The sequence below is a fragment of the Citrobacter sp. Cu233 genome (genome assembly GCF_030332225.1).
GTDB lineage: Bacteria > Pseudomonadota > Gammaproteobacteria > Enterobacterales > Enterobacteriaceae > Citrobacter.
On the sequence record NZ_JAOWIF010000043.1, the window covers coordinates 107,311 to 132,799 of the forward strand.

Annotated in this window: 19 protein-coding genes; 8 read left to right on the forward strand and 11 right to left on the reverse strand. The window is 51.7% G+C overall.

Annotation, left to right across the window (positions count from 1 at the left end; genetic code table 11):
- Window positions 1–176: 176 nt before the first annotated feature.
- The 11 genes from OGX95_RS21330 to OGX95_RS21380 all read right to left on the reverse strand — a co-directional run bounded on the left by OGX95_RS21330 (window position 177) and on the right by OGX95_RS21380 (window position 16,087).
- Window positions 177–1,889: an alpha,alpha-trehalase gene (locus OGX95_RS21330; protein WP_286630902.1), complete on the reverse strand. Its 1,713-nt coding sequence runs from the start codon at window positions 1,887–1,889 to the stop codon at window positions 177–179.
- A 172-nt stretch (window positions 1,890–2,061) separates the two neighbouring features.
- A complete protein-coding gene (gene dhaM, locus OGX95_RS21335) occupies window positions 2,062–3,492 on the reverse strand; it encodes a dihydroxyacetone kinase phosphoryl donor subunit DhaM (RefSeq protein ID WP_286630903.1) in 1,431 nt (476 codons plus the stop codon).
- Between the two features lie 10 nt (window positions 3,493–3,502).
- On the reverse strand, window positions 3,503–4,135 hold the full coding sequence (dhaL, locus tag OGX95_RS21340) for a dihydroxyacetone kinase subunit DhaL (protein WP_286630994.1): 633 nt from the start codon (window positions 4,133–4,135) through the stop codon (window positions 3,503–3,505).
- A gap of 11 nt (window positions 4,136–4,146) precedes the next feature.
- A complete protein-coding gene (dhaK, locus tag OGX95_RS21345) occupies window positions 4,147–5,217 on the reverse strand; it encodes a dihydroxyacetone kinase subunit DhaK (RefSeq protein ID WP_286630904.1) in 1,071 nt (356 codons plus the stop codon).
- Window positions 5,218–5,493: 276 nt separating this feature from the next.
- The gene (locus OGX95_RS21350) at window positions 5,494–7,605 is read right to left on the reverse strand and encodes a hypothetical protein (RefSeq protein ID WP_286630905.1); all 2,112 of its coding nucleotides are present in this window, start codon (window positions 7,603–7,605) and stop codon (window positions 5,494–5,496) included.
- A 38-nt stretch (window positions 7,606–7,643) separates the two neighbouring features.
- Entirely contained in the window at window positions 7,644–9,503 is a 1,860-nt protein-coding gene (locus OGX95_RS21355; RefSeq protein WP_286630907.1) for an STY4199 family HEPN domain-containing protein, read from the reverse strand.
- Window positions 9,504–9,899: 396 nt separating this feature from the next.
- Window positions 9,900–11,174: a Glu/Leu/Phe/Val family dehydrogenase gene (locus OGX95_RS21360; protein ID WP_005122303.1), complete on the reverse strand. Its 1,275-nt coding sequence runs from the start codon at window positions 11,172–11,174 to the stop codon at window positions 9,900–9,902.
- Between the two features lie 322 nt (window positions 11,175–11,496).
- Window positions 11,497–12,465: a Csu type fimbrial protein gene (locus OGX95_RS21365; protein ID WP_286630908.1), complete on the reverse strand. Its 969-nt coding sequence runs from the start codon at window positions 12,463–12,465 to the stop codon at window positions 11,497–11,499.
- Window positions 12,466–12,478: 13 nt separating this feature from the next.
- Window positions 12,479–14,764 carry a fimbria/pilus outer membrane usher protein gene (locus OGX95_RS21370; RefSeq protein WP_286630909.1) on the reverse strand — a complete coding sequence of 762 codons (2,286 nt, stop codon included), beginning with the start codon at window positions 14,762–14,764 and terminating at the stop codon, window positions 12,479–12,481.
- Window positions 14,765–14,819: 55 nt separating this feature from the next.
- Window positions 14,820–15,542, reverse strand: a complete 723-nt coding sequence (locus OGX95_RS21375; protein WP_286630910.1) for a fimbrial biogenesis chaperone — start codon at window positions 15,540–15,542, stop codon at window positions 14,820–14,822.
- A 14-nt stretch (window positions 15,543–15,556) separates the two neighbouring features.
- Window positions 15,557–16,087, reverse strand: a complete 531-nt coding sequence (locus tag OGX95_RS21380) for a Csu type fimbrial protein (RefSeq protein WP_286630911.1) — start codon at window positions 16,085–16,087, stop codon at window positions 15,557–15,559.
- Between the two features lie 330 nt (window positions 16,088–16,417).
- On the opposite strand from OGX95_RS21380, the gene hutC reads away from it, so the two are divergent.
- The 8 genes from hutC to OGX95_RS21420 all read left to right on the forward strand — a co-directional run bounded on the left by hutC (window position 16,418) and on the right by OGX95_RS21420 (window position 25,482).
- A complete protein-coding gene (hutC, locus tag OGX95_RS21385) occupies window positions 16,418–17,149 on the forward strand; it encodes a histidine utilization transcriptional repressor HutC (protein WP_416348263.1) in 732 nt (243 codons plus the stop codon).
- Window positions 17,146–17,745: a HutD/Ves family protein gene (locus OGX95_RS21390; protein ID WP_286630914.1), complete on the forward strand. Its 600-nt coding sequence runs from the start codon at window positions 17,146–17,148 to the stop codon at window positions 17,743–17,745. The genes hutC and OGX95_RS21390 overlap by 4 nt, the downstream gene beginning before the upstream one ends.
- A 358-nt stretch (window positions 17,746–18,103) precedes the next feature.
- Window positions 18,104–19,774, forward strand: a complete 1,671-nt coding sequence (hutU, locus tag OGX95_RS21395) for a urocanate hydratase (protein WP_286630915.1) — start codon at window positions 18,104–18,106, stop codon at window positions 19,772–19,774.
- Window positions 19,775–19,848: 74 nt separating this feature from the next.
- Complete coding sequence (locus tag OGX95_RS21400) at window positions 19,849–21,027, forward strand: CaiB/BaiF CoA transferase family protein (protein ID WP_286630916.1); 1,179 nt, start codon at window positions 19,849–19,851, stop codon at window positions 21,025–21,027.
- Entirely contained in the window at window positions 21,017–22,156 is a 1,140-nt protein-coding gene (locus tag OGX95_RS21405) for an acyl-CoA dehydrogenase family protein (protein ID WP_286630917.1), read from the forward strand. Before OGX95_RS21400 ends, OGX95_RS21405 begins: the two co-directional genes overlap by 11 nt.
- A 124-nt stretch (window positions 22,157–22,280) precedes the next feature.
- Entirely contained in the window at window positions 22,281–23,717 is a 1,437-nt protein-coding gene (locus OGX95_RS21410) for a purine-cytosine permease family protein (protein WP_286630918.1), read from the forward strand.
- Window positions 23,718–23,751: 34 nt separating this feature from the next.
- Complete coding sequence (locus tag OGX95_RS21415; RefSeq protein ID WP_286630919.1) at window positions 23,752–24,510, forward strand: electron transfer flavoprotein subunit beta/FixA family protein; 759 nt, start codon at window positions 23,752–23,754, stop codon at window positions 24,508–24,510.
- 18 nt (window positions 24,511–24,528) lie between these two features.
- Window positions 24,529–25,482 (forward strand): electron transfer flavoprotein subunit alpha/FixB family protein, encoded by a 954-nt coding sequence (locus OGX95_RS21420; RefSeq protein ID WP_286630920.1) that lies wholly within the window; start codon window positions 24,529–24,531, stop codon window positions 25,480–25,482.
- Window positions 25,483–25,489: the final 7 nt, after the last annotated feature.

Sequence of the window (25,489 nt, forward strand, 5' to 3'; positions counted from 1 at the left end):
ATATTTACATATATAGCGAATAAAAACATGTTCAGAATCAATTTCACACGGATGAAAACAGGGGCTACCCCATAAGGGCTAGATGCAATGGATACACCTGAAATGGAGATATATGGCACCAAAAAAATCCGCGACAAGGCGCGGATTTAGAGGACGTTTAAGACACCAGAAGAAGATTAGGGCGTTGGTTGAGTTTGCTTTTTGGCCTCGGAAGGCGTGCTACTGGCGGGGGCGGGGCGCGTTGCGGGAACGTTGTCGCAGGGTTTATCTTTAGCACATATCAGATCGAGCATTTTTAACGTTACGCCGTTAGTCCAGCCGAAACCATCCTGTAGCGGGTATTCGCCACCACCTCCGCCGGTTCCTGTGCTGCTCACGTCATACTTCTCAACCAGTTTTTTCTCCCGATCGTAAGTGTGCTGCACATTGGTGAGGAATCGCCAGGTGACATCCATAGCGACATCATTTTGGCCATAGTTCTGTAATCCCGATGCGGCGACCCACTGTAACGGGGCCCAGCCGTTGGGGGCATCCCACTGCTGACCACTTTTCACCGACGTGGTTGCGAGTCCGCCAGGTTGCAACAGATGCGCCTGAGTTGCTGCTGCGACCTTGCCGGCGCGATCTTTTGCTGCCGCATTCACAAATAATGGGAACAGTGCGGCGGCAGTTAATTGATTACGTACTTTGTGGCTCTTCAGATCATAGTCGGCATACCAGCCTTCTTTGTCATTCCACAACCAGGTTTCAATCCCTTTTTGGCGGGCATTGGCAAAGCCCTCGTACTGCGCTGCTTTGGCATCGTCACCTGCGGCTTTACTGGCGAGAGCGATCATTTTTTCCATTTTGTATAACAACGCATTGAGATCGACAGGCACGATGCTGGTGGTGCGCAGGGTACTTAGCTGGTTGGGGTTATCCATCCAGCGCGAACTAAAGTCCCAGCCGGATGCGGCGGCTGAGCGCAGGTCGCGATAAATTTCAGTGGCAGGGCGGTTCGGGTTGCTTTTGGCGGTGGCAATATCTTCAACCCAGGATTCAGGTCTTGGCGTATCCCGGTCATCCCAGTAGCGGTTTAAAAGGGTGCCATCAGCCAGTTTGACCACACGTTTATGCTGTTGACCGGGCTGAAGTGCTTCGCCTCCTTCCATCCAGTAGCTGTACTCTTTGTGCATCTGTGGGAGGTATTTTTTCAGCGCGTCGTTACCGTCATGCTGCGCCAGCAGTTCAACCATAAAGGCAAAGAATGGTGGCTGCGAACGGCTCAGGTAGTAGCTTCGGTTGCCGTTAGGAATGTGTCCCCACGAATCAATCTCATAAGCGAAGTTGGCCACCATATCAGAGACCTTGTCCCAGCGATCGCTCTCGGCAAGCCCCAGCATGGTAAAATAGCTATCCCAGTAATAAATTTCACGAAAACGCCCGCCCGGCACGACATAGGGTTCTGGTAGTGGCAGCAGAGAGTCCCATTTTTCGACATCGGTGGTTGAGCGAGTGAGTTCCGGCCACAGTCCGTCGATATGCTCGCGTAGCGATTGCCCGGCCGGGGGCACGTATTTCTCACCCGCTTTTGGCAACGTAAAATTCACTTCCACAAAGTGACGTAAATCGAAGCCGGACTGATTTTTCTGCATCCGATAATCGGCAAGGATCATCAGCGGATCGCTGTTGGGCACGGCATCGGCAAATGTTTTCTGATCGGGAAATAGCTTTGCTGTCTGTACATCATTGAATAACGGACCAAGCAGAATATCAGGAGGAGAAGGCGTAGCGGCAAGTGAATCCTCAGCGTTCGCAGTAAAAGAGGCCAGAGCAAAAAAGGTGCTTGCGAGCGTCAGTTTTATCGCAACTGAGAGCAGGCCTGGGTGGCGAATTGCAGGCGTTATCATCGGTTAATCTCCTTAGCGGCGTGCCGAAGCGGCGGCATTTACCATGAGAAAACCTTAGTTCAGGATCGACCGTTGCGCGTGATCGGCCCCCCATTTTGCGATTAAACAGACATTTCCTGACGGGGGGAGTGAAATAGCCCACCTTTTACAGATAGAGGGTGGGCTGTCGGTATCAGCCTGCGAGGATCACCCGATTTGCTACACCGTCCAGAGTAAGAGCGTCACCCATCTGGATAGCATCGAGGGTTTCGCCTTGTTGGCATACCCAGCACAAGCCCATCTCGCGGGCAATAATCGCCGGGTGGGAGGCTTCACTACCGGCTCGCAGACAGATCCCTTTGATCGTTAGCGGATCGAGTTGCAGCACGGTAGACGGATAGACGACATCGGCGACCAGAATGGTCGGTCGAATAAACGCGGGGAAATGTGCACTTTCGCCGGTTAAATGTTGCAGCGTACGGGACAGCAAATCCTCAATATCAATGTATCGCGCCTGTAAATAAGGATCGTCGAGTTGCAGATACTGCTGACTCAGATCGCTTAGTACGTTATGCCAGGCATATGCTGCGCTACACTGCTCTTCGCGCATTAAATCACAGGCCATATCGAAAAGCTCAGGATCGTCGAGCAGCGTGTGATGACCAGAGAAAATGGCGGCGATATCAGCGGAATATTTCTCCTCTGCCAGTGCGGTTAAATCACTCAGGTCGTCGAGTGTGCGTTGAATGGCCGCTTTTAGCCGCTGCTGCTCGTCCTGCACATTCGTGGCGGGTCGACGGGTGACTTCCGGTGAGAACGGCGTATAGCAAAAGGCTGTACCCGTTGCCAGCGCAGGCACCGGTATGGCGATACTTTCAGCGCGAGCTTCTTCGACGGATTCGCCAAAATTCTCAGCCGCCAGTTGTTTAAACGCAGCCAGCGCCGCGTCTGCCTGTTCACCTTTGGCAATCAGGCGCAGCGTGTCATTACAGCGCACCTGCAGCAGTGCTATCTGATTCAGACTGTCAGGGACGACGCACTTGCCGTTTTTTTCCAGCCACATGTCGGCATTAAAGCCAGACAATGTGGAGACCAGCCGTGATGCCGGGCGAACATGTATGCCGTTGGGGTTTTTTACGACCACGGCAACCGAACGGGCATCAGCGTCGGGTGACAATTCAGCAGGTGCGGTCTTCGCGGCAGACGACGAAGGTAAACCCAGTTGCTCACACTTGGCATCGAGGGCATTCATGGCATCATTGATGACCCGGTCGATATCGGCGCCCGCGGCAGCACTGACGGTTGCCGCCAGCGTACCTTCAACCAGCGGGGCAGCGCACAGACGCACCCTGGCGGCGATCGCCGGATCGAGCAGATCCAACGCGGTTTCCGCACTCAGTAACGCGCTGCCAATATCCATCATCACCAGCACGTGATCCGTGTCTGCCACTGACTCAATGGCCTCCATCACTTTGATGGGGTCGGTACCAATGGGGTTCTCAGGATCGTCAATGCCTGCGGCAATGGCGAGTTTACAGCCATCACCCATTAACATCTGTCGGGCTAACGCACCGACGCCTTCGCCCAGTTGGGCGCTGTGAGACACAATAACCAGGTTTACCATCGTTTTATCCTTACTCTCTGGAAGCCTGAGCCAACATTTGTATCATAAACATAACGGACGTTGCGCCGGGGTCCTGATGCCCAATGCTGCGCTCACCAAGGTAGCTGGCGCGGCCTTTGCGTGCCTGCATCGTGATGGTACTTTGCGCCGCAGATTCTGCCTGGGCACTTGCCGCCTCCAGAGCGGCCTGTACGCTCAGCTTTTGCTCGCTGGACTGGCGCAAAGATTCGACGACGGGTACCCAAACGTCGCACATGGTTTTGTCACCCGGTTCAGCTTTACCACGGCTAATGACCCCTTCCGCGCCATCACGTATCATCTGATACAACTCGTCAACCGTCAGGCTTTGATGGGCCTGAGTGACCTGCGCGGCGCGGATGAAAAAGGTGCCGAACAGCGGGCCACTGGCGCCACCGACGCTTGAGAGCAGTACCATCCCGGTATTTTTCAAAATAAAACCGATGTCTTTATCCGCAATGGACGGGAGCTTTTCGACCACTTTACTGAAGCCGCGGTGCATATTCAGACCGTGGTCGGCGTCGCCGATTTCCCGGTCAAGGCCGGTAAGAAAATCGCTTTCGGTGGTGAATATTTCACCGCAGCGATAGAGCCAGTTAACAATTTGTGTTCTGGTGAGGGACATCATGAATCTCCTTATTTACCCCAGTTGAGTGCAGGGGTGTGAACCGGTGCATCCCATAAGCTCAGCGTTTCGTCATCCACTTGTAGCAGGGTGATTGAGAAACCGGTCATGTCCAGAGAGGTGCAGTAAGAGCCAATCAGGTTACGTTCGATGACAATACCGGCATCCTGGCAACGGCTTTCAAGGCGGTTATACACGCCGAAGAGTTCAGACAGCGGTGTCGCACCGAGATTATTGACCAGCGCAATAACGCGATCGCCGCTTTGTAGCGCGCGTTTGCTTTCTTTCCCTTCCTGCCATGCGCCCTGAACGTGATCCCAGTGACGCAGCGTACGACTGTAGTTGCCGTTTTCCAGCAGGGTGTCAAACATTTCATCCACAGTTTGATCAAGCGAAGAGAATGGACGGCGGTCAATGCCGGGTTCGCCGTGGATACCGACGCCGAACTCCATTTCGTTGTCCTGCAAGGTGAATGACGGTTGGCCGGCCGCCGGAACGGTACAGGCACCAATGGCAATCCCGATGGAATGACCCTGATTGTTCAACTGGCGCCCCAGTGCTGCGCAGGCATCCAGTGAGTCACCGCGTTCTGCGGCCGCACCGACCAGTTTTTCAATCAATACAGTATTGGCCACACCGCGACGACCGGCGGTGTACAGACTGTCTTTCACCGCCACGTCATCATCCACGACCATCGTGGTGACTTTGATGCCGCTTTCGTGCAACAGCTCGGTTGCCGTTTCGAAGTTAAGAATGTCGCCGGTGTAATTTTTGATGATCAGCAGAACGCCTTCGCCGCCGTCAATTTGCATGGCGCATTCAAACATTTTATCCGGCGTCGGCGAGGTGAAAATTTCACCCGGACAGGCACCGGAGAGCATACCCTGGCCAATGTAGCCGCAGTGCATTGGTTCATGGCCGCTACCACCACCGGAAAGCAGCGCCACCTTGCCTATCACTGGCGCATCTGCGCGAGTGACATATACCGGGTCCTGGTGCAACGCCAGAGAAGGGTAGGCTTTTGCCAGCCCGGCGAGTTGTTCGTTCAGTACGTCTTCAACACGGTTGATCAATTTTTTCATTGTTTATGCTCCGCAGACAGTCCTGAGATGGCTGCACATATCAGGCAGACATCTGATGTAGGGTATCGGTTTGTACAGCGCCACGGCGACCTCTCGCTGCCGATAAGGTAATTTTGCACACGGGTAGTCAAAAGAAAATTGATGTGATTGGCGTTTCAATACGGAACATTGGTATCTTGTAATGTTCCATATTGAAACGTTGTGGTGCATAAAACAGCGGAAGTGAGAGATGCGGCAAGGTTTATGCTGACGGCATCGTGAGTAAAACGTTATTCCTTACTCTTCTTTGCCATTAAAATCGAAAAACCAGAACAAGATAAAACCAATAAAACCAAAAATCAGCAGAATAGCCAGGGTATAGACTTCATATCGTGCGGCATCTGCAGCAATCGCCTGTAGTGTGTCAATTGCCGGAGCTGGCTGCTCTTTGAATAGCATGAGTTGCCATTCATAAAGGTTTGTTGTTTTTATCTCTTTAATCGGTTCCCAAATATGGTTAGCCGCCGCGCCGAGTGCTAAAGCGGAAAACAGTGCGCCGTAAAGACGTTGGCGTTTTTCCTGACGCTGACTAATCGCCTCGCGCATGAGCTGATCCAATTGCTCTATCTGCGTCATGAGCTCCTGGCGTTGTTCAGACAATCCCCATTGCCGCGAGAGATCTTCACTCAGTTGGTTATGCAGGGCATCGTTGCCAACCAAAGCCCCTTTATTCATGGCTTTTAGTGCCCGGGCTTTGGTTTCCAGCATCATTTTGGACCAGTCAGAGAGACGACGAATTTTGCCCTTTCGGTTGTGCATTTGCTGCGATTCGAGCAGATCCCTGAGCCACTGTTCGATCTGTTGGGCAGAGTTCGCCAGAAAATTTTCATACTCATGGCTGACATCCGCGACTGAAATAGCGGCTTTAATCAGTATCGCCAGATGTTTATCCTCTTCCTGGCGACAGAAGATCGTGACGCCATGACGGTGAGCGACGACCAGAATATTGCTGTACCACTGGCAGTGGTACTCGCTGGCGGGGGGCAGATCAGCAGGACTCCGGACGACGCGCGTGCTATCGCTCTGTACTGCCAGCCAGGCATGGAAGGTGGGGGTGTCGATCATTCGCATCAGCGGCACGATCGTAATATCACCTCCCTCAGGGATGCGATGCTGATAGATACGAATGCATTTACCCTTTGCGCGGCAATCAAGTTCGGGTAAAGCTATTGGTACAATGGCGTTATCAAGGTAACGGGTAAAATAATTATCCCAGATTGCAGGCAAAACGTCTTTTTGCCAGGTCAGTTTCGAGCCGGGCACTCCTGGCGCAAGCTGCTTCGGTGCCGCAATTAGCGTCATTCTGCCTTGATCGTCGTACCAGGGTTGGTTCGGTGCCCCTGGGATTAATGTATCGCTTCCGGCCAGGCGATAGCTTTCGAGAAAACGCGGAGTATCGTGCGGGCGTAGCCCTTGCCAGGCGGCATCTTCACGTTGTTCCAGAGTGGACCACAGGGCATCAAGGCGCGTCCCCTGAATGGGGTTGAGCGAAATAACGATATCATTGCCCGTGCCCACTTCTCGCGGGCGATAAATGGCCAGCAACCCAAATCCATTGTGCGTCCAACTGCGTTCTTTATCGCAGCGCGCGAGAATTTTCAGCATCCCGGAAGGGAGCGTTTCGGTAATAAACAGCGCATCCACCACCGTTTGCCGCTGGCCTGTGCCGAGGTCCAGCAGGAGTTGGCAGGTCACCGAGCGCTTGATAACGTTTTGGTAAATCTGTTGCTCATACGCCAGGTTTGCTATCGCACTTGCATAAAAATGCGTGTGCATGGGCAGAATGCCTGCGGTGGGATCCGGGTTGGCTATCATCATATCGCTCAACAGGTGCAGGCAGGCCAGTATGTTGTGGCGAACAACGGCAGTATCATCCATGGATTGCTCGCACAGGCTGCTATGCGCGAGGGCAGATAACAAGCAAGCGGCAGAACGAGTTGTATCATCACCGTCCAGATAAATACCGTTTTCCCATGCGGTGACGTATTCCAGCCACGGGTGTGTTGATAGCGACAGCGAACCCGCCCCATCGAGATGGTTCAAAAACAGCAACAGCGTAAAACAGGTATCCAGAGAGAAATCTTCGATAACGATTCGCTGTATTCCCTGGACACTTGAAAGTTTGCTGCGCCATACCGCCCATTGACGATCGTCGGCATTTGCCACCAGTTCACTCACCGAATTGTAGCGACCTGCACGGTATCCTTTGTTATTGAGCGCGACACCCTTTTGGCTTTCAGTATCATTGCCGTCGCCCAACCCGATCAGCAGGCTGCCTGTCGGTGCATCACGCTGCGACGGATTGAACTCAAAAGTAAACTGCGGCCATGCATTGTTGAATGCGAACATATAATTCTCTTTCGATGAATGCATTGTTGTATCGCTCATTATTTGACTACGTTATAAATAACCCGTTGTGAGCGGCTCAGGTCATCGCCAATCGCAATATTGGGTTCATGGCTTTCTTGTTTTACGCAGTAGTTCTTAACCAGGCTTTTTAACTCCGCCCCATTGAGTGTGCCGAACATCAGACGCGTATTCAGTTCTTTCAATAGCACATCATGGAGTGAATAGGTGGTAGGTCTTTGCAGTGAAAACTGCGCCGCGTCTGCCAGCAACTCACGTGCATTATCGGCCATCAGACGGCGTTCACAGCGACCTGCAGGTTCATTTTTGGCCATTTCTTCATCATAAGCTTTCTTCTGGGCTTTCTCAAAATTAAGCGCGCTGTCCAGTTCCGCTTTAATACCCTGAACATCCCTGGCAGAAGAACAGAATGTTTTTAAATAACGAATCTGTATGGGGGTCAGCGTGCCATTGTGGCTCGCTTGTTGACGTAATTTACCGGCCATTCTGAGGCAACCATTTTTTTCATCCATCAACGATGCTGACTGTAATAGAGCATTCAACGTTTCCTGGCGATCTTCCAGTAATGCGGTTTCGGCATAATACAGTTTCCAGCGCATGCCTCCGGCAAGAAACAGATTAACAACCTGGGTATCACCGCGGTCGATAGCGGCGCGCAGATTTTTTTCATCCCAGGCAATGCCGATATTCGCCAGTTCTTTACGCGGATCGCTACTGGTTTCTTTTTTCGCACCGGCAACCGTTTTACCCACTTCCCCGAGATCGCTACGGATGGACTCCGTATTCACCAGCGTCTTGGTTGAGGTTCCGAAAGTCAGTACCGAGCCAATAATAAGGATGACGATACCGCCCAGCGCCCAGGCTACTCGCTTGCGAATTATGCCCGTATCAATTTTGATTTTTCTAATACCCTGAGACTGAGCTACCAGGTCATCTTTAATTCCCTGAACGTCGCCGCCGAGATCTTCAATTTTTTGGGTGGTCCGTTCGAAATAGCGAGCAACCTCAGCATTGCTGTCATCAAAAAAACGATCAGGGTTAACTTTTACACGGCCTTCATCGAAGGCCTCCTGTACTGGCTCAGTAATTTCTCGGTAATAGTAATTCACCAATGTTGTTTGGACAGATGTTACCCGCTTATGATGCGCCAGACGGTTGCGAATTACGCGAATATCGTCAAGAAAGGTATTCAGTGTTCTACGTTTATCGTTAACAAAGCTGAGTAACGGGGTATATTGATAAAGTGGAGAATAGTGGATGGGATATTCGTCTTTATCAATAAACAGTGAGGCGAGTTCACTGAAAAGGGTACCGCTCAATACGTCATCACGATCGGCAACATTCAGCCATTTGTTTACACGTTCCTGACCAAATAATTTGTTTAGGTGCTCAAGTAGGGTTTGTTGGTTATTGTACGCTTCATTAATTAAACTACGAATGGTCAGTTCTAATGCCCGTACCTGCTGCAAACTACGTAACTGCTTTTCTTCACCTTCGTTATGCAGCGTCGTTGAATAAGTTAATTGCGGCTGTTTTTCTCGCAAATATTCGAGCTGCCACAAAAAACGCAACGCGGCAATGGTCAGGTTTCTGTCGGCAGGCTGGCCATTTGTATTTCTGCCGAGCCATTTGTTCAAGGTTCGTAATGCCGCAAGAAAGCTCGCCATTTCCTGTTCGTTATAGTTAAATCGTGCCGCTACACTGTTCCAGTTCCCCAATTTCTCCCGGGCTTGATCAAGTGAATCATAAAACGTACCAGGCGAGAGTTGCGTGGGGGCTGGCATACCCAGCAGGGATAAGATTTGTGGAAATGCGCTGTCGAAAAGAGACAGGCAACGCGTAAAATCGTTGTGCTCAGAAGCAGATGAATGATCGACCATTATATTCTCACGTGGTTATTCGCTGAGTTTTCCCGGCCCGATCTAATCGCACTGTGTCAGGCAACTTTCCCTGCAGCCAGAATGCCATAATTCGATAATTATTCGGGATTTTTCATCCGTTCGTCAATATAAATGGGGGGCGTAAAATTGGTAGTAGACATTGCGGCCAATAATGCGTTGCTATGCGTTCTTAACGCAAATTATGGTTGCTGCGAGGGAATTTAATGTTTATTGGCTAACAACGCACGCAGATATTTGGTAAGTAAAATGCAGAAAGCGGGGCGGATTAATCAGGAGACTACGCGCCAATAATGCCACAAATAATGCCGCATTATTGGCGTAACTCACGACTGGCGTTTATCGTCGGCCAAAAACGTTGACGTATCTGCAGTCGTATTATCCCGGATAAATACCGCGGTCTTTACGTGCCAGCAGGATACGCTCGCAGGCCACAATATAGGCGGCTGTACGCAATGAGCAGGATTTCTCCGCCGCTTTCTCCCATACATGAACCATCGCATCGGTCATGATTTTATCCATGCGGTTGTTGATCTCTTCTTCGCTCCAGAAGAAGCTGGCCATGTCCTGAACCCATTCGAAGTAGCTGACGGTGACGCCGCCTGCGTTACATACGACGTCAGGTACCACGATGATACCGCGGCTTGCCAGCATATCATCGGCATCCGGGTAAGTTGGGCCGTTAGCGCCCTCAAGCACCAGTTTACAGGTCAGTATTTCTGCACGCTGACGGGTAATCTGTCCTTCCAGTGCGGCAGGGATCAGGATATCCATCTCCACGCTCCAGAAGGCTTCGCTGGCGATAGTTTCTGCCCCCGGGAAACCAGCAATCTGTTTGTGCTCCAACTGCCAGGCGGTCAATGCGGTCATGTCGATCCCGGTGGTGTTAAACAGGGTGGCAGTGTGATCCTGAATGGCAACGACGCGCGCGCCAGCACTGGCGAACAGGCGAGCCGCTTCACTGCCGACATTACCAAAGCCTTGTACCGCTACGCGCGCGCCTTCAACGTCGATGTTGGCACGACGAGCCACTTCCAGACCGCTGACGAACACGCCACGACCCGTCGCTTTATCACGACCCAACGAACCGCCAAGGTGGATAGGTTTACCGGTGACCACGCTGGTTACGGTGGTGCCGTGGTTCATGGAGTAGGTATCCATCATCCATGCCATCACTTTGCCGTTGGTGCCGACATCCGGCGCAGGAATATCTTTTTGCGGCCCAATGATAATGCCGATTTCACTGGTATAGCGACGGGTCAAACGCTCCAGTTCACCCTCAGACAGCGAGAACGGGTCGACGCGAACGCCACCTTTGGCACCGCCGTACGGCAGATTCAGTGCGGCACATTTGATGGTCATCCAGGCGGAAAGGGCCATCACTTCATTAAGATCAACATCAGGATGATAACGCACACCGCCTTTTCCCGGACCGCGGGAGAGGTTGTGCTGTACACGATATCCTTCGAAATGGCGAATAGTGCCGTCATCCATCTGCACCGGAATATCGACAATGAGTGCGCGTTTCGGGTGGCGCAGGGTATCCACCCAATGGGAAAGTTCGCCCAGGTAAGGGGCCACACGCTCGATTTGTTGCAGGTAGGTATTCCAGGCAGATGTGCTGCTATCTGAAGCGTAAGATAACTTATCCATGATAAACCTTAGTTATAAAAGTAATATGTTCTTAATTTGGCCGTGGTATACAGTGGATCTCACCATATAAACTTAAATTTAACATTTTTTTCAAGAAACGGCCTGTCCTCCAGTCCCCTCATTACCCTATAAAAAACAGGAGAATTACGCGTTAAGTGAATAATTATCTATTGATTCTGAGAATATTTGCGGTCGGGTGGCTACTCAGGCATTTAATATGCATGGCGCATGAGAATGACTATTTGTCAGATTTATGATGCACCTCTAAAAGTAAATAAAATGATAATTATTTGTGTTTTCTTGATTGCATTTTAGTGGCGGGTCAGTAGGTCACTGAGATGGTGACGGTGTCTGCATAGTTGTCGGGCGTGTAGTTCGCGCTGGGAACAGTGGCATACACTGAATACGGCGTAGCTGAACCGGTGCCTGTGCCTGTAACGGTATTGAGCGAGGTGTTGCCCCACACTGTACCGGAAGGCCCAGGCGTTGAGCTGAGTTGATAGGGGACTTTATCGCTGTTTGCCCCCGTTCCGCTCATCACGCCGCTGCCTGCAGTATTGCCGTTGGAGGGTTGTAGTCCAATGGTATAAGGGGTGTTATTGGTGCATGCCACCCCGATGGTATTTGATGCTGTCGCATTGCGCTGGGTTGCCTTCACCGGGGTAAAACTAATGTTAGTGGCCGAGGTGATATTGCACTGTTTGCTGACAGTGGCTGATACGGTGAAGGGGAGTCTGGCGGCAACGGTATCACCACACGTGGTGGGCGGAATAACTAATCCAGGGTTGAGGGTGATAAGCGCCGTTGCTGCCGTAAAGTTATCCTGATAGCTCCCGGGGACTGCAGAGGTTTGCGGAGTGACGAGCTGAGCGGATACTGTCAGTGAACCGGTCACTGGGATCAAATTGAGCAAGTTAAGCTGTACCATGGGAAACGTGGTTCCGCTCTGATACTGACTCCCCCAGATTTTACTGTGCCCGGCATCCTGATATAGCTGATAGCTCAACGTTCTGGCAGGTGTGCCGCTTAACGACATATTCCGTGTTGCCACCTGACCGCTGACGGCTGATGCGCCAATATTAAAACAGAGGTTAATCCCCGCCAGTACGTCGGTCACTTCTTTTGCGCAAGTCCAGGTAAAGGTCATTGAGGTCGTTGCGCCAGTTGATGACAACGGGTCCACTGCACCAAAACTAATTGGTTGGACGTTACTTACGGAACAGATTACCGCATGGCTTATCCCCGGACAGACGAGGAGTGTAGCGATCAGCAGCAGCTGTCTTAATCTCATGAATGAACTCCTGCTATTGTGACCGACATTCCAGCGGGCCTATTTGTACGATCCCCTTTGCGTTGGCGGGATAATCGAATTGTGCGTTACAGCTACCGGTATCTGTGTCAACGCGTAGTCTGTTGTGCTGTTCCAGGGTGTCGAACCAGGCCATACCATCGAATCCGACGACGGATGACTGGCCCGTGCCGTTAGTGATATATGCCATGCTGCCCTCAGAAATGGCTTTACCCTGTTCGTTAACAAGAGCAACCTGCGCGGCGCTTACGGGAGTGATGCCAAAACGGACCAGGGTTCCGGAACGATCTGCCGGCGTTGCATTGGCTTCAACGCGGGCGATCCGCATATTGGCAGGCAGATCCATGGGGTCAATACTGATTTGATTGTTTTGATAGCTGTTGAGTGACGTGACCAGCAGCAGGCCCCGATCGTCGCTGCGACCGACAAGGTTATTTTGCAGCTTGACTGGCACGTCCGGAATGCCGTCAGTGGATACGACGGCAAAACCATTGTTGATTTCCCGAGCCGCGAACAAACCTCCCCCCATCGCAACCAGGGAACCGGTCGCGCCAGCATAACCGTAGTGGTTATCAGGCAGGCGGCTAAACCCGGTGTAGGCTTTTCCGAAACGGCCCAAATACCCGATTTCCCCCTGGCCGCTTTGCCGGGAGGCTTGCTGGCTGGCTGCAACGTTCCATCCCCAGCCGCCGTCACCGGGGGGTGTTTGGCTGGCATTGATCTGGTAGCCGGTTTCATTACTGGTACGTTGTACGGTGCTGCTGGCGCTCAGATTACCGCTGGTGGTGACCGTCACCATCAGATAAACGCTGCGATCGCGGGTGTCGTCAATATTCTGGTTAAAGCCGGCATTGAGTGAAACGTTATCGGTGATTGATTTGAACCAACTGGTGTTGGCGTAGCGCACTGCGCTATCGTGTGGATAACGAAACTGCAGGTAACTCAGGCTGACATTGCCGGCAGACGCCATTGCATAACCTATCACCGTATTGCTGCTCAGTGAGGGCGGCGGCTCACCATAATGGGTTGCGACATCACGGTAGTCACCCGACGTCGCCGTGGTGCTGGTGCTGAAATTAAACTGTTCACCTGACCAGCGGTAACCAACACTGTACAAAAATCCGCTTTTCCCTGAGTCCGTACTGGCTGCCAATGCGGAGGATACTGTGCCGCTGCGCGGGCCGGGAACCCAGTCATTGCTAAAACCTGCGTTGATCAGCCCATCGCTGGTTTCCGCGTGCGTACCTGCAGTAAAGGTGTTACTGAATCCTCGACGCCAGGTCCCGCTAAACACAGGGGCGCTGGCATAATCAAATGAGGCGTAACCATAATTCTCTCTTACTGCGCCTAATTCCGCTGACCAGGCTGTTAGCCCTTCTCGCAGGAGTTGTTGATCGTTGTAGAACGAGAAATTTTGTACTGTCGTTCTGCCCAGCGCGTCGGTCATCATCACCTGACCGGTCCCTGCGCCACTGATATTAGGCATGGTATTGATTTGAAAACTTCCGGCCGGAACCTCCCCGTTGTAGTACTTAACCCCATTGATGTACAACTCAACGTTTGAAGGAAGCGTGGCAGAACCGAGATAGGAGGGAAGCGGGGTGGTTGGCATGTAGGGCTGTAAACCAAAATCGGTTCCTATCTGGATGCCGCCAATGCGGGTCGGTCGGGACCAGGTGAGCGAGCTTGTCAGGGTATCGCCAACGTTTATCGCCAACATATTATCCGGAAATGATGTGCGCCAACCGGTGTCCATGCGGTAGAAGGCATTCTCTGCGTTGGGCGCGGTGGAATATTGAGTCAGTTGGGTGGTGCTTAACACCCCTGAGCCATTAAAAGCGCGCAACTCGCTAAATGTGTTGACGCTGGTTTCATCTCCCTGCTGAGCATAGACATCGTAATTGAGTAACGCCCCATGTGAGTTTGATGCTATTGGTGTCGCGTCGCCGGTCTGGTTCACCTGTGTGGTGACAAGATCAAGGGAACTGAGCGGCACAGTGAGCGCCAGAGTTTGTTGTTCGACGTTGTAGTCAATGCTCAGGTGGGCAATATCGTTCAGACCGACGGTTGCAGCCGTATTTTGCGGTAAGCGAAAACCCAACTGTCGTAGGGTATTTGCGCCAGCATAGAGTTTTTTATTCTCATAGCCCAAATGCACCAATCCGACAGGGTTTCCATTCAGGGTTACGTCGAGATATAAATCGATGCCCGCAAGATGTGTTGCGTCACCCATAATTTCACTATTTGTCTGGCCATTATTGACCGCGTGAGCTGAAACCATTCCAGATAATAATGCTCCATTGAGTAAGCAACATTTTACCAGATGCCAGGATCTCTTAGAGATCTTGTACTGTTTTTTGGCCATTAATTGTTACTTCAACTTTACCGCCATCATGGGTATCACTGGCGGACGGGGATAATATCCACCGCATTGTCGATCCCGGAAGAACGTAACCTAATAGTCCCGGCGTAATGACCTTTTTCGCGCCATTATGGTTTATAAAGGTTGCCGCTGATAATTGTGCATGACCATTTCCCTGATTACTGACTTCAAGAAATTTTTTGCCGTCAAGTTGCTGTAATTTCCATTGCAATTTGGCCTGGGTTTCAGCCTGCGCCGTTGGTTGAATAAAAACAGGTATGGAATAATGCAGCACAAACTGAAGTTTATTTTTTTGTAATTTTGCTGGTGGTAATTCGTCAATTGATAACCGATAGGCATCTTCAGTATGTGTCGATGGCGGGCCGGTGCGAATAACACGAATCAGCTGGCGTTCACCAGGGGCTAGCGCCAGCATTGGCGGGCTGATAACCAGCCCCTGAGAGGGAGACAGCTTGTCGCCGTAAGCGCTTTGGCTCCATCGAAAGACCCGAACCTGGGCATTCAGCACGTTCTCTCCGGCGTTGCTTAACCAGATCCCATCGGCATTTTGCGCCGCCTGCAGTGTTAATGTGACTGGAGCAACCTGCAATCCGCTTGCTGTTGCCGGATTTATGCTCACAGCCGCTCCTAACAGGCATGCGCAGGCATACTGCTGTACAGGCAGTTTTACTGTCATCGGTGTTCCTGAATTTAGTAGTTAACGTTTACCGTTACGGTGTCGGCATAGTCGTCAGGTGTGAAGTTCGCGCTTGGCGCGGTGGCATAAACGGTAAAACTCTGCTGGAGGCCTGTTCCCTGGGATGCAACACCATTTCCTACAGTGGTGGCGGTGGCCGTATTCCCCCAGACCGGTCCTGTTGCTGATGTTTGGTTCAATTGATAAGGCACTTTATCGGTATTGTTTGCTGCATTTGCGACAGAGGACATGGCTCCGGATCCTGTGGGGGTCCCGCCGTTGGCCGTTGAAGGTGCCAGGCCAATAAAGTAGGGGGTGGTTTTTGAGCAGTTAATTGAAATTGTGTTGCTTGCGCTAGTATTTGTCGCAGTGGTACTCACGGGACCGAGAGTAATATTTGAAGCCGACCCCGCAGTGACGGTACACGCTTTTTGTATCGTCATCAGTACCTGAAATGTCCCGTTGGTGGACGCTGCATTTGCCGCCGGAATAATGGAAAAGGCGCCGCAAAAAAGAATTAAGCGTTTGTCGAAGACTAGAGCCATATCCTTCACCTTTTTCAAATAACCACATTTTTTGCTTTAAAAAAACAATAATGTGACACAAGAAGACATGATTTAACCCTAGAATAAGTATTAGACGTACGCCAGTTGATCTCATGAATTTTACTTAGAGAAAAGGTGATGTCGTCGACAAAAAAATAATACCAACGGGTGAGTATGTCGTTTCTTTTTTGTGCTACTCAAAAGTATGCACAGCGGGTTCAGGACGGAATTAAAAACGATGTGGGCTATACAGTGTGCATAACTCTCTCTAAGATTGAGGGTAAGTCGCTCTCTTTTTGCCAGATAAAGGAAATTCAGGTAATGACGTTGATGTCGCATAAACTTGCAGTTGAGCACTCCGTTCCGCTCCCACTGTATGCCAAAGTCAAGGCGATGGTTGCGGATAGAATCAACAGCGGTGAGTGGCGGCCCAATGATCGTGTTCCTTCGGAATCTGAACTGGTTCAATTGCTCGGCTTTAGTCGAATGACGATTAATCGCGCCCTGCGTGAACTGACAGCAGAAGGGTTATTGGTCAGATTGCAGGGGGTCGGAACATTTGTGGCTGAACCGAAAAGGCAGTCAGCGCTGTTCGAGATCCAGAATATAGCCGATGAGATACAGGCGAGAAATCATCAGCATCGTAGCTCTGTGATGCTGTTGCAGACGGTGAGTGCCACGAGAGAGCAGGCTATGGCACTGAATATGCAGCCCGGAAGTGAAATCTTTCACTCTTCGATCATTCACTATGAAAATGATATCCCTATTCAGATTGAAGATCGTTTTGTTAATCCGGACGTAGCGCCGGAGTACCTTCAGCAGGATTTCACCCAGTTAACACCGAATATTTACCTGAACAGGCTGGCACCGCTTACTGAAGGGGAGCATGTTGTTGAAGCTGTTTCGGCCACTGCGCTGCAAAGCAAGTGGCTTCAGCTTGCGCCTCATGAGCCTTGCCTGCTTATTTGCCGCCGGACCTGGTCACAACAGGTTAATGTCAGCTATGCCCGACTGCTGTATCCGGGAACTCGCCATCGTTTAAAAGGACATTTCACATCATGAATGGATGGCACGTGCTGCGTTACGACGATTACAGGCTGATGCCGTGGAAAAACGGGGCCGGAATGACCCGGGAAATTCAGCGTTTTCCGCCAGAAGATGACAATTTTCAGTGGCGACTTTCAATGGCTGAGGTAGCACAGGCCGGTGAGTTTTCACGCTATCAGGGATACCAGCGCCTGCTGTCGGTGCTGCGCGGCAGCGGGATGACATTGCACATTGATGCGGCTTCTGGCGTGACGCTTTATGCTTTCGATACCGAGGCATTCTCCGGTAATAGCCGTGTGGACAGCGAACTGGTGGATGGGCCGATTCTGGATTTTAATCTTATTTATCAGCCAGAACGCTTTGATGCAACGCTGAGTTGGCAGACGGTCGACACGCAAGCGCAATACCGACTCAGCCCCGGCGTTACGACCCTCATTTTCTCCGCCGCGTCGAATTTGAGCCTCTCTTCAACTTCAATGCAGCCATTACAACTGCATTGTTATGATTGCGCAGTACTTCCCCCTCAACCTCAACACTCTGACGTTCTGAACCTTGGCATTCATGGTTCCGGTTATTGGGCATTCATCGAGTTGCGCAGTATCGCAGAGTGATCTTCATCCTATCCCACCCCCTGAAATGTTAATTAATTGTGTTTTTTGTTTGTGACTAATGCCGCAAATTTAATCAGTAGTTTGTGGCTATTTTGTGAACAAGATCAATGCCATTCATCTCCCCATCCTTTTCATCTTGAATTTAACCAATTGTATTTATTGATTTTAAACGTGATTTTGTTGTTTTGCATTTTGCAAATCCATCTTGATTTTATGAATAAATATTTTATTGAGTGTACATGTATATACAAGTATATATTGATTACATGTTACTCATGTTGCGGAAATGTTGAGCGATATGGGTTGAGCCAACCTGATGTTGATGACCTTACTCATCCGAACACTTAAGGATATCGCTATGACCGCTGAAAATCGTATTCGTCATGTTGATGTACGCGCCTCCCGGGGGGCTAAACTCACGGCAAAGAGCTGGCTAACCGAGGCACCACTACGGATGCTGATGAATAACCTCGACCCGGAGGTGGCTGAAAATCCACATGAACTCGTGGTTTATGGCGGAATTGGACGTGCGGCACGTAACTGGGAGTGCTATGACAAAATCGTAGAAACCCTGACTCAGCTAAACGATGATGAGACACTGCTGGTCCAGTCCGGCAAGCCCGTTGGTGTGTTTAAAACCCACAGTCATGCGCCACGTGTCCTGATCGCCAACTCTAACATTGTTCCTCATTGGGCGAACTGGGAATACTTTAACGAACTCGATGCGAAGGGCCTGGCGATGTACGGCCAGATGACTGCGGGTAGTTGGATCTACATCGGTAGTCAGGGCATCGTTCAGGGCACCTATGAAACCTTCGTTGAAGCCGCTCGCCAACATTACAACGGTAGCCTTAAGGGGCGCTGGATCCTCACCGCGGGCCTGGGGGGGATGGGGGGAGCGCAACCGCTGGCGGCAACGCTTGCGGGTGCTTGTTCTCTGAACATTGAGTGCCAGCAAAGCCGCATCGATTTCCGCCTTAAGACACGCTATGTCGATGAGCAGGCGACCTCGCTTGATGATGCGTTGGCACGCATCAAACGTTACAGCGAACAGGGCAAAGCAATTTCTATCGCGCTGTGTGCTAACGCCGCCGACATTCTTCCTGAACTGGTTCGTCGTAACGTGCGTCCGGATTTAGTCACCGACCAGACCAGCGCACATGACCCATTGAATGGCTATTTACCCCAGGGGTGGCATTGGTCCGACTATGTAGCACGTGCGAAAACTGAACCTTCCGTTGTTGTTCAGGCAGCCAAACGCTCAATGGCCGAACATGTTAATGCGATGCTGGCGTTCCAGAAACAAGGGATTCCTGTTTTTGACTATGGCAACAACATCCGCCAGATGGCGCTGGAGATGGGGGTGAATAACGCGTTTGATTTCCCCGGATTTGTACCTGCCTATATTCGTCCGCTGTTCTGCCGCGGGATTGGTCCCTTCCGCTGGGTGGCGCTCTCCGGCGACCCGGAAGACATTTACAAAACCGACGCCATGGTCAAAGAACTTATCCCGGATGACCAACATCTGCACCGGTGGCTGGATATGGCTCGCGAGCGTATCAGCTTCCAGGGCTTACCGTCACGTATCTGCTGGGTTGGCCTCGGACAACGCGCCAAATTAGGTCTGGCGTTCAATGAAATGGTCCGTAGTGGTGTGCTCTCTGCGCCTATCGTCATTGGCCGCGATCACCTGGACTCAGGTTCTGTTGCCAGTCCAAACCGTGAAACGGAAGCAATGAAGGATGGTTCTGATGCGGTATCCGACTGGCCGCTACTCAACGCGCTGCTGAATACGGCGAGTGGAGCAACCTGGGTTTCTTTGCATCATGGCGGCGGCGTCGGCATGGGCTTCTCGCAACATTCAGGCATGGTGATTGTGTGTGACGGCACAGATGAAGCGGCTGAGCGTATTGCGCGGGTTCTGCACAACGATCCGGCGACGGGCGTGATGCGCCATGCTGATGCCGGCTACGAAATAGCGCAACGCTGTGCCCGTGAACAGGGGCTGAACCTGCCAATGGAAAAATAGTGACGTCTCTCCCGGTCCGGGCGGAAGTGTAAAACGTCCGCTGGAAGCCTCTAACCCACAGGATGCACAGCGATATGAGCAAACAAACACATTATCAGCCGTTATGCGGGGTTCGTGTTCTCGACCTGAGTCGGGTACTGGCTGGCCCTTATTGTACGGCGATGCTGGCCGATCTCGGTGCCGAGGTGATTAAAATTGAAGCACCTGGACACGGTGACGATAGCCGCCACCTTGGCCCCTTTGTGAAGGGCGAAAGCGTCTATTACGGCCTGATTAATCGCGGCAAGCGCAGTATCGAACTGGATTTTAAATGTCCGGAGCACCGGCAGCATTTCTATCAACTGGTCGAAGAAGCGGACGTGGTGGTGGAGAACTTTCGCCCAAGCGTGACGCAGCGCCTTGGGATCGATTTTGACACGCTTAAAAAGTATAACGACCGGCTGATCTACGCCAGTATTTCAGGTTTTGGCCAGCACAGCCCGTTGGCCAAACATCCTGCTTACGACATTGTCGCCCAGGCGATGTCCGGCTTGATGAGCGTGACGGGATTTGCGCAAAGCGGCCCCACACGCAGTGGTGAATCTCTCGGTGATGTCTGTGCCGGGATCTATGCAGCCTGGGCTGTCAGCAGTGCGTTATTTGCCCGCGAACGGCATCATCCCGAGGCGCAACACATAGATGTTGCCATGCTGGACGTATTGGTCAGCATGCAGGTAACAGGGCTATCGAATTTGTTTGCCCACGGGAAAGCGCCGGGATTGATTGGCAATCGCCATCCTGTTTCCACTCCGTTTGATACCTACCGTGCCGCTGATGGGCTGGTGGTCATCGCGGTAGCCAGTCAGCGTCTTTATGCGCGGTTGTGCGAATGCATGGGGCAACCAGAGTTGGCAACGGATAGCCGTTTCATTGATGACATGAGCCGTACGCGAAATGAGCAGCAATTAAAAGCAGCAATTGAGCACTGGAGCATGACATTTAGCGTAGAAGAACTTTGCGATCTCCTGCTGGAGGCCGGTGTTCCGGCTTCGCCGATTCATAACCTGGAGCAGGTGACACAAAGCGAACATGCACAGGCTCGCCAGTTACTGATACAGCCATCTGATGAGAGCAACCCTTTAGTTGTGCAGCCGGTGTTCTTCAATGGTCATAAACCCCATGTGAGCGTTAGGGCTCCGGCACTCGGAGAAGCCAACGCGCTCTATGGCGTAGATACCCACTCATTACCAACAGGAGCAGTGCATGAGCTTTGAAATTAATGAAACTGAGCGCGCGATTGTTGACGCGGTGACAAGCGTAGCCCGGGACGTCCTGCAACCTCGCGCGCAGCACTATGATGAAACGGAAACTTTCTGCCTGGAGAGTCTTACTGCGCTGGGCGAACTCGGCTGCATGGGCATTAACTTACCTGAAGCCTATGGGGGCTTCGGTGTGGGTAGTGTCGCCATGAGTCAGGCGGTAGAGGCTATTGCTGGAGCCTGTGCCTCCACCGCTTCTGCGCTGACCGCCCATTTCCTGGCCACTGACTCTATTCTGATTGGCGGGACTGAAGAACAAAAGCTGCACTGGCTTCCGCGGGCAGCCAGTGGTGAATTGTTGGGGGCGTTTGCGCTCACGGAACCTGCCGCTGGCTCAAACCCCGCTGATATGCGTACTGTTGCAAAACGTGAGGCTGATGGATGGCGAATTCAGGGGAATAAGCACTACATCACGAATGCCAGGGAAGCGGACTTCATTGTGCTGTATGCGAAAACGGCTCCGGCAGAGGGACATAATGGCATCAGCGCGTTCATTATCCCGAAAGACACCGGCGGAGTTGTGTTCTCCAGTCCGGAAAAAACCATGGGGCTACGTGGCAGTACGATTTATGAACTTTCCTTAGATTGCTGGCTTCCTCAGTCCGCGCTGCTGGGTAAAGAAGGCCAGGGGTTCGCAACAGCGATGGAAGTGCTTGATCGTGGGCGTGTTGAAGTTGCTGCAATGTCACTGGGTATTGCCAGCGCGGCAATGGAGAGTTGTTTGCAGTGGGTGCATGACCGCCAGATTGGTCCGAAACCATTGATGGCCTATCAGGGAACGCAATGGCGACTGGCGGATATGCATACCCAGTTACAGGCCGCACGGATGCTGACCTGGCAAGCGGCGGAAAAGCGCGATAGCGGGCAACGTTTTAGCCTTGATTCAGCGACCGCCAAATTGTTTGCCGCAGAATGCGCCGGTTTTGTCACGGATGCCGCGCTTCAGTTACACGGTGGCTATGGCTACATCCGCGATCTTCCCCTGGAACGTTATGTCCGGGATGCCCGCATCCTGCGCATCTTCGAAGGCACGTCGGAAATACAAAAAATCATTATCTCAAGAAGCTTGCTGAACAACCGTTAGGCATGACCAAACGGCAGGACAAAGTGCGTGCGGGATTGCATGCTCCAGGCTGTTCCGGCCTGGAAATTCGATGGGTAAAAGCGCCATTTCCAGGTTCGTTCTATAACGTGAGGAAGCATGCATCATGAACATTGACGACAGTACACAACAACATGTAAAGCCTGCAGCCGTGGCTCCGTTAATTGAGTCACGCTCCATTGACTACATTCCTGAGGCTGAACGACACGGCAGTTTGTTCAGTCAGTTTACGCTGTGGTTTGGCGCAAACCTGCAAATTACAGCAATTGTTACCGGCGCATTGGCCGTGGTGTTGGGCGGTGATGTGTTCTGGTCGTTGATTGGATTATTCGTCGGGCAGGTACTCGGTGGCGCAGTGATGGCGCTCCATGCTGCGCAGGGACCGAAACTGGGTCTTCCACAGATGATATCGAGCCGGGTGCAGTTTGGCGTATACGGTGCAGTACTGCCGATAATCCTGGTCTGCATGATGTACGTGGGTTTTTCCGCGGGGGGGACAGTATTAGCCGGCCAGGCCATTGCGCAGCTCGTCAACGTGAGTGACTGGTTTGGTATTCTGATTTTTGGTGTCGTGATTATCACCATTACGGTTTGCGGTTACCGCGTGATCCACGGGCTGGGTAAACTGGCGAGTGTGGTGGGTATCGTCATCTTTTTTTACCTCTTTTTTAAAATTCTCTATGGCTATGATGTCCAGACGTTGCTGGAAAATCGCCACTTTACCTTGACCAATTTCTTGCTGGCTATGTCCCTTTCAGCCTCATGGCAGATAGCGTTTGGCCCTTACGTTGCCGATTATTCGCGCTATTTACCGAGCAACACGTCTACGGTAAAAGCATTTTTCGCTGTCGGACTGGGTAGCGTCGTGGGGACTCAGGCATCCATGGTGCTGGGGGTTTTTGCTGCCGCGATCGCAGGGAAACAGTTTGCAGGTCATGAAGTTGCGTACATCGTCGGCCTTGGCAGTACAGGGGCTATAGCCGGTCTGTTATTCCTTGGCATCTTCTTTGGTAAGGTCACCATTACTGCCCTGAATGCCTATGGCAGTTTTATGTCACTCGCCACTATTGTCAGCGGCTTCCGTGGAAAACATAACGTTTCACCCGGTATGCGTCTGTTTTTCATCATTCTCATGGTGGGGTTCTCTACGCTGATTGGTTTGTTAGGACAGCATGAATTTCTGAAGTTGTTTACCGCATTCTTGTTGTTTTTATTGGCCTTCTTCACCCCGTGGAGTGCGATTAACCTGGTGGACTACTACCTCGTCACTAAAGGGCGCTATGACTTGCCCGCACTCTCTGACCCTAACGGACGCTATGGTCGCTGGAACATGACCGGCATCCTCACTTATCTGTTCGGTATTGTCGTCCAGTTACCGTTTATCGCGACCAGCTTTTATACCGGCTCACTTGTTGAAAGCCTGGGCGGGACTGATATCTCCTGGATTGTTGGCCTGCTGGCAACCGGGGTGGTCTATTTTGTGGCTACGCGGTTTTGGCCGCCCTCTATCGCACCGGCACTGATTTTGCCTGAAGAGCGTTAGTTTTCTCGCTCATACAAAACAGAAGGAATACGAAATGAAAATCTTAGTGGGCGTGAAACGTGTTATCGACCATAACGTTAAAATACGCATCAAAGCTGATGGAACCGGCGCTGAGCTGGAAAACGTCAAAATGTCGATGAATCCTTTTGACGAAATTGCGCTGGAGGAGGCGGTGCGTCTGAAAGAAGCCGGCGTGGCAAGTGAAGTTGTTGTTGTTTCAGTCGGGGATCTTTCTTCTCAGGAAACGCTACGCAATGCGCTGGCCCGAGGTGCTGACAAGGCGCTGTTGGTTGAAACCGAGCAAGGAGCAACATTCGGGTCATTGGACATCGCGAAAATACTCCAGCGACTTGTCGCCCAGCTAGAACCTCAGCTCATCCTGCTGGGCAAACAAGCGATCGATAATGACGCCAACCAGACCGGGCAAATGCTTGCCGGATTACTGGCGTGCAGTCAGGCAACCTTTGCATCGGCGCTGGATGTGACCGATGACGGACGTATTACTGTCACCCGGGAAATTGACGGTGGTTTAGAGGTGCTCTCCCTGGCATTGCCGGCGGTGGTAACTGCCGATCTGCGCCTGAATCAACCTCGTTACCCGAGCCTGCCGAATATTATGAAAGCGAAGAATAAACCTCTGGAGATTATCTCATTGGCATCTATGGGGTTTCTCCCCTCGAAGCAGTTAACCACCCTCAATATCACCGAGCCGAAAAAACGCAATACCCGCTGTCAATGGCTGGAGAATGCGGCCCAACTGGTTGCGGTGCTAAAAGAACACAAAGCCATTTAATTCTCAGAGGATGCCGAAATGAGTCAGACATCAATTCTTGTTATTGCCGAACACGATAATCAGATGCTCAAAAGCAGTACCCTGACTACCCTCACTGCGGCACAGCACATTGCTGGCAGCAGCGAGGGGAGGGTTCAATTGCTGATTGTGGGCCATCAGTGCCAAAACGTTGTGGATGCCGCGCGAACCCTTGGTGGGATCACGGAAATTCTGGTTTGTGACGCACCTCATTACGCCAGCCTTCTGGCGGAAGAGGTGTGCGCAGCGGTTGTCCCCCTGGTGGCTGATTTCACCCATGTACTTTTACCGGCGACCGGATACGGAAAAAACATCGCACCGCGGTTGGCGGCAATGCTGGATGTCGCACAAATTTCTGATATCACCGAAGTCTGTGATGCAAATACGTTTGTGCGCCCAATTTATGCAGGTAATGCCCTGGAGACGGTGCGCAATAATGGTGGAAAACTGGTAATTACCGTGCGCGGCTCAGCCTTCACGCCATCGCTATATGCCGGGAATGACGTACGGGTAACGCCAGTTCAACCAACAGCAGCCCTGGCATTGTCACGCCATGTGAGCCAGTCACTTACGCCGTTTTCACGCCCGGAACTGAGTACCTCAAAAATCGTCATTTCTGGGGGGCGCGGACTGAGTGCGAAAGAGAATTTTCAACTTATTGAGACCATTGCCGACAAGCTTGGCGCAGCAATTGGCGCATCCCGTGCAGCCGTTGACGCAGGTTTTGTGCCTAATGATTACCAGGTTGGGCAGACCGGTAAAATTATTGCCCCCGACCTCTACATCGCCGTAGGTATTTCCGGTGCGATACAACATTTGGCGGGCATGAAAGAAAGCAAATTGATTGTCGCCATTAATAAAGATAAAGAGGCGCCGATTTTCCAGATTGCAGATTACGGTATCGAAGGCGATTTGTTCCAGATTTTACCCGAGCTGGAGAAAGCGCTGGCGTAACCCGCCA

Coding starts and splice junctions, on each gene's coding strand:
- OGX95_RS21330 (WP_286630902.1), bottom strand. CDS start 1,889: ATGATAACGCCTGCAATTCGCCACCCAGGCCTGCTCTCAGTTGCGATA.
- dhaM (WP_286630903.1), bottom strand. CDS start 3,492: ATGGTAAACCTGGTTATTGTGTCTCACAGCGCCCAACTGGGCGAAGGC.
- dhaL (WP_286630994.1), bottom strand. CDS start 4,135: ATGTCCCTCACCAGAACACAAATTGTTAACTGGCTCTATCGCTGCGGT.
- dhaK (WP_286630904.1), bottom strand. CDS start 5,217: ATGAAAAAATTGATCAACCGTGTTGAAGACGTACTGAACGAACAACTC.
- OGX95_RS21350 (WP_286630905.1), bottom strand. CDS start 7,605: ATGTTCGCATTCAACAATGCATGGCCGCAGTTTACTTTTGAGTTCAAT.
- OGX95_RS21355 (WP_286630907.1), bottom strand. CDS start 9,503: ATGGTCGATCATTCATCTGCTTCTGAGCACAACGATTTTACGCGTTGC.
- OGX95_RS21360 (WP_005122303.1), bottom strand. CDS start 11,174: ATGGATAAGTTATCTTACGCTTCAGATAGCAGCACATCTGCCTGGAAT.
- OGX95_RS21365 (WP_286630908.1), bottom strand. CDS start 12,465: ATGAGATTAAGACAGCTGCTGCTGATCGCTACACTCCTCGTCTGTCCG.
- OGX95_RS21370 (WP_286630909.1), bottom strand. CDS start 14,764: ATGGTTTCAGCTCACGCGGTCAATAATGGCCAGACAAATAGTGAAATT.
- OGX95_RS21375 (WP_286630910.1), bottom strand. CDS start 15,542: ATGACAGTAAAACTGCCTGTACAGCAGTATGCCTGCGCATGCCTGTTA.
- OGX95_RS21380 (WP_286630911.1), bottom strand. CDS start 16,087: ATGGCTCTAGTCTTCGACAAACGCTTAATTCTTTTTTGCGGCGCCTTT.
- hutC (WP_416348263.1), top strand. CDS start 16,418: ATGTCGCATAAACTTGCAGTTGAGCACTCCGTTCCGCTCCCACTGTAT.
- OGX95_RS21390 (WP_286630914.1), top strand. CDS start 17,146: ATGAATGGATGGCACGTGCTGCGTTACGACGATTACAGGCTGATGCCG.
- hutU (WP_286630915.1), top strand. CDS start 18,104: ATGACCGCTGAAAATCGTATTCGTCATGTTGATGTACGCGCCTCCCGG.
- OGX95_RS21400 (WP_286630916.1), top strand. CDS start 19,849: ATGAGCAAACAAACACATTATCAGCCGTTATGCGGGGTTCGTGTTCTC.
- OGX95_RS21405 (WP_286630917.1), top strand. CDS start 21,017: ATGAGCTTTGAAATTAATGAAACTGAGCGCGCGATTGTTGACGCGGTG.
- OGX95_RS21410 (WP_286630918.1), top strand. CDS start 22,281: ATGAACATTGACGACAGTACACAACAACATGTAAAGCCTGCAGCCGTG.
- OGX95_RS21415 (WP_286630919.1), top strand. CDS start 23,752: ATGAAAATCTTAGTGGGCGTGAAACGTGTTATCGACCATAACGTTAAA.
- OGX95_RS21420 (WP_286630920.1), top strand. CDS start 24,529: ATGAGTCAGACATCAATTCTTGTTATTGCCGAACACGATAATCAGATG.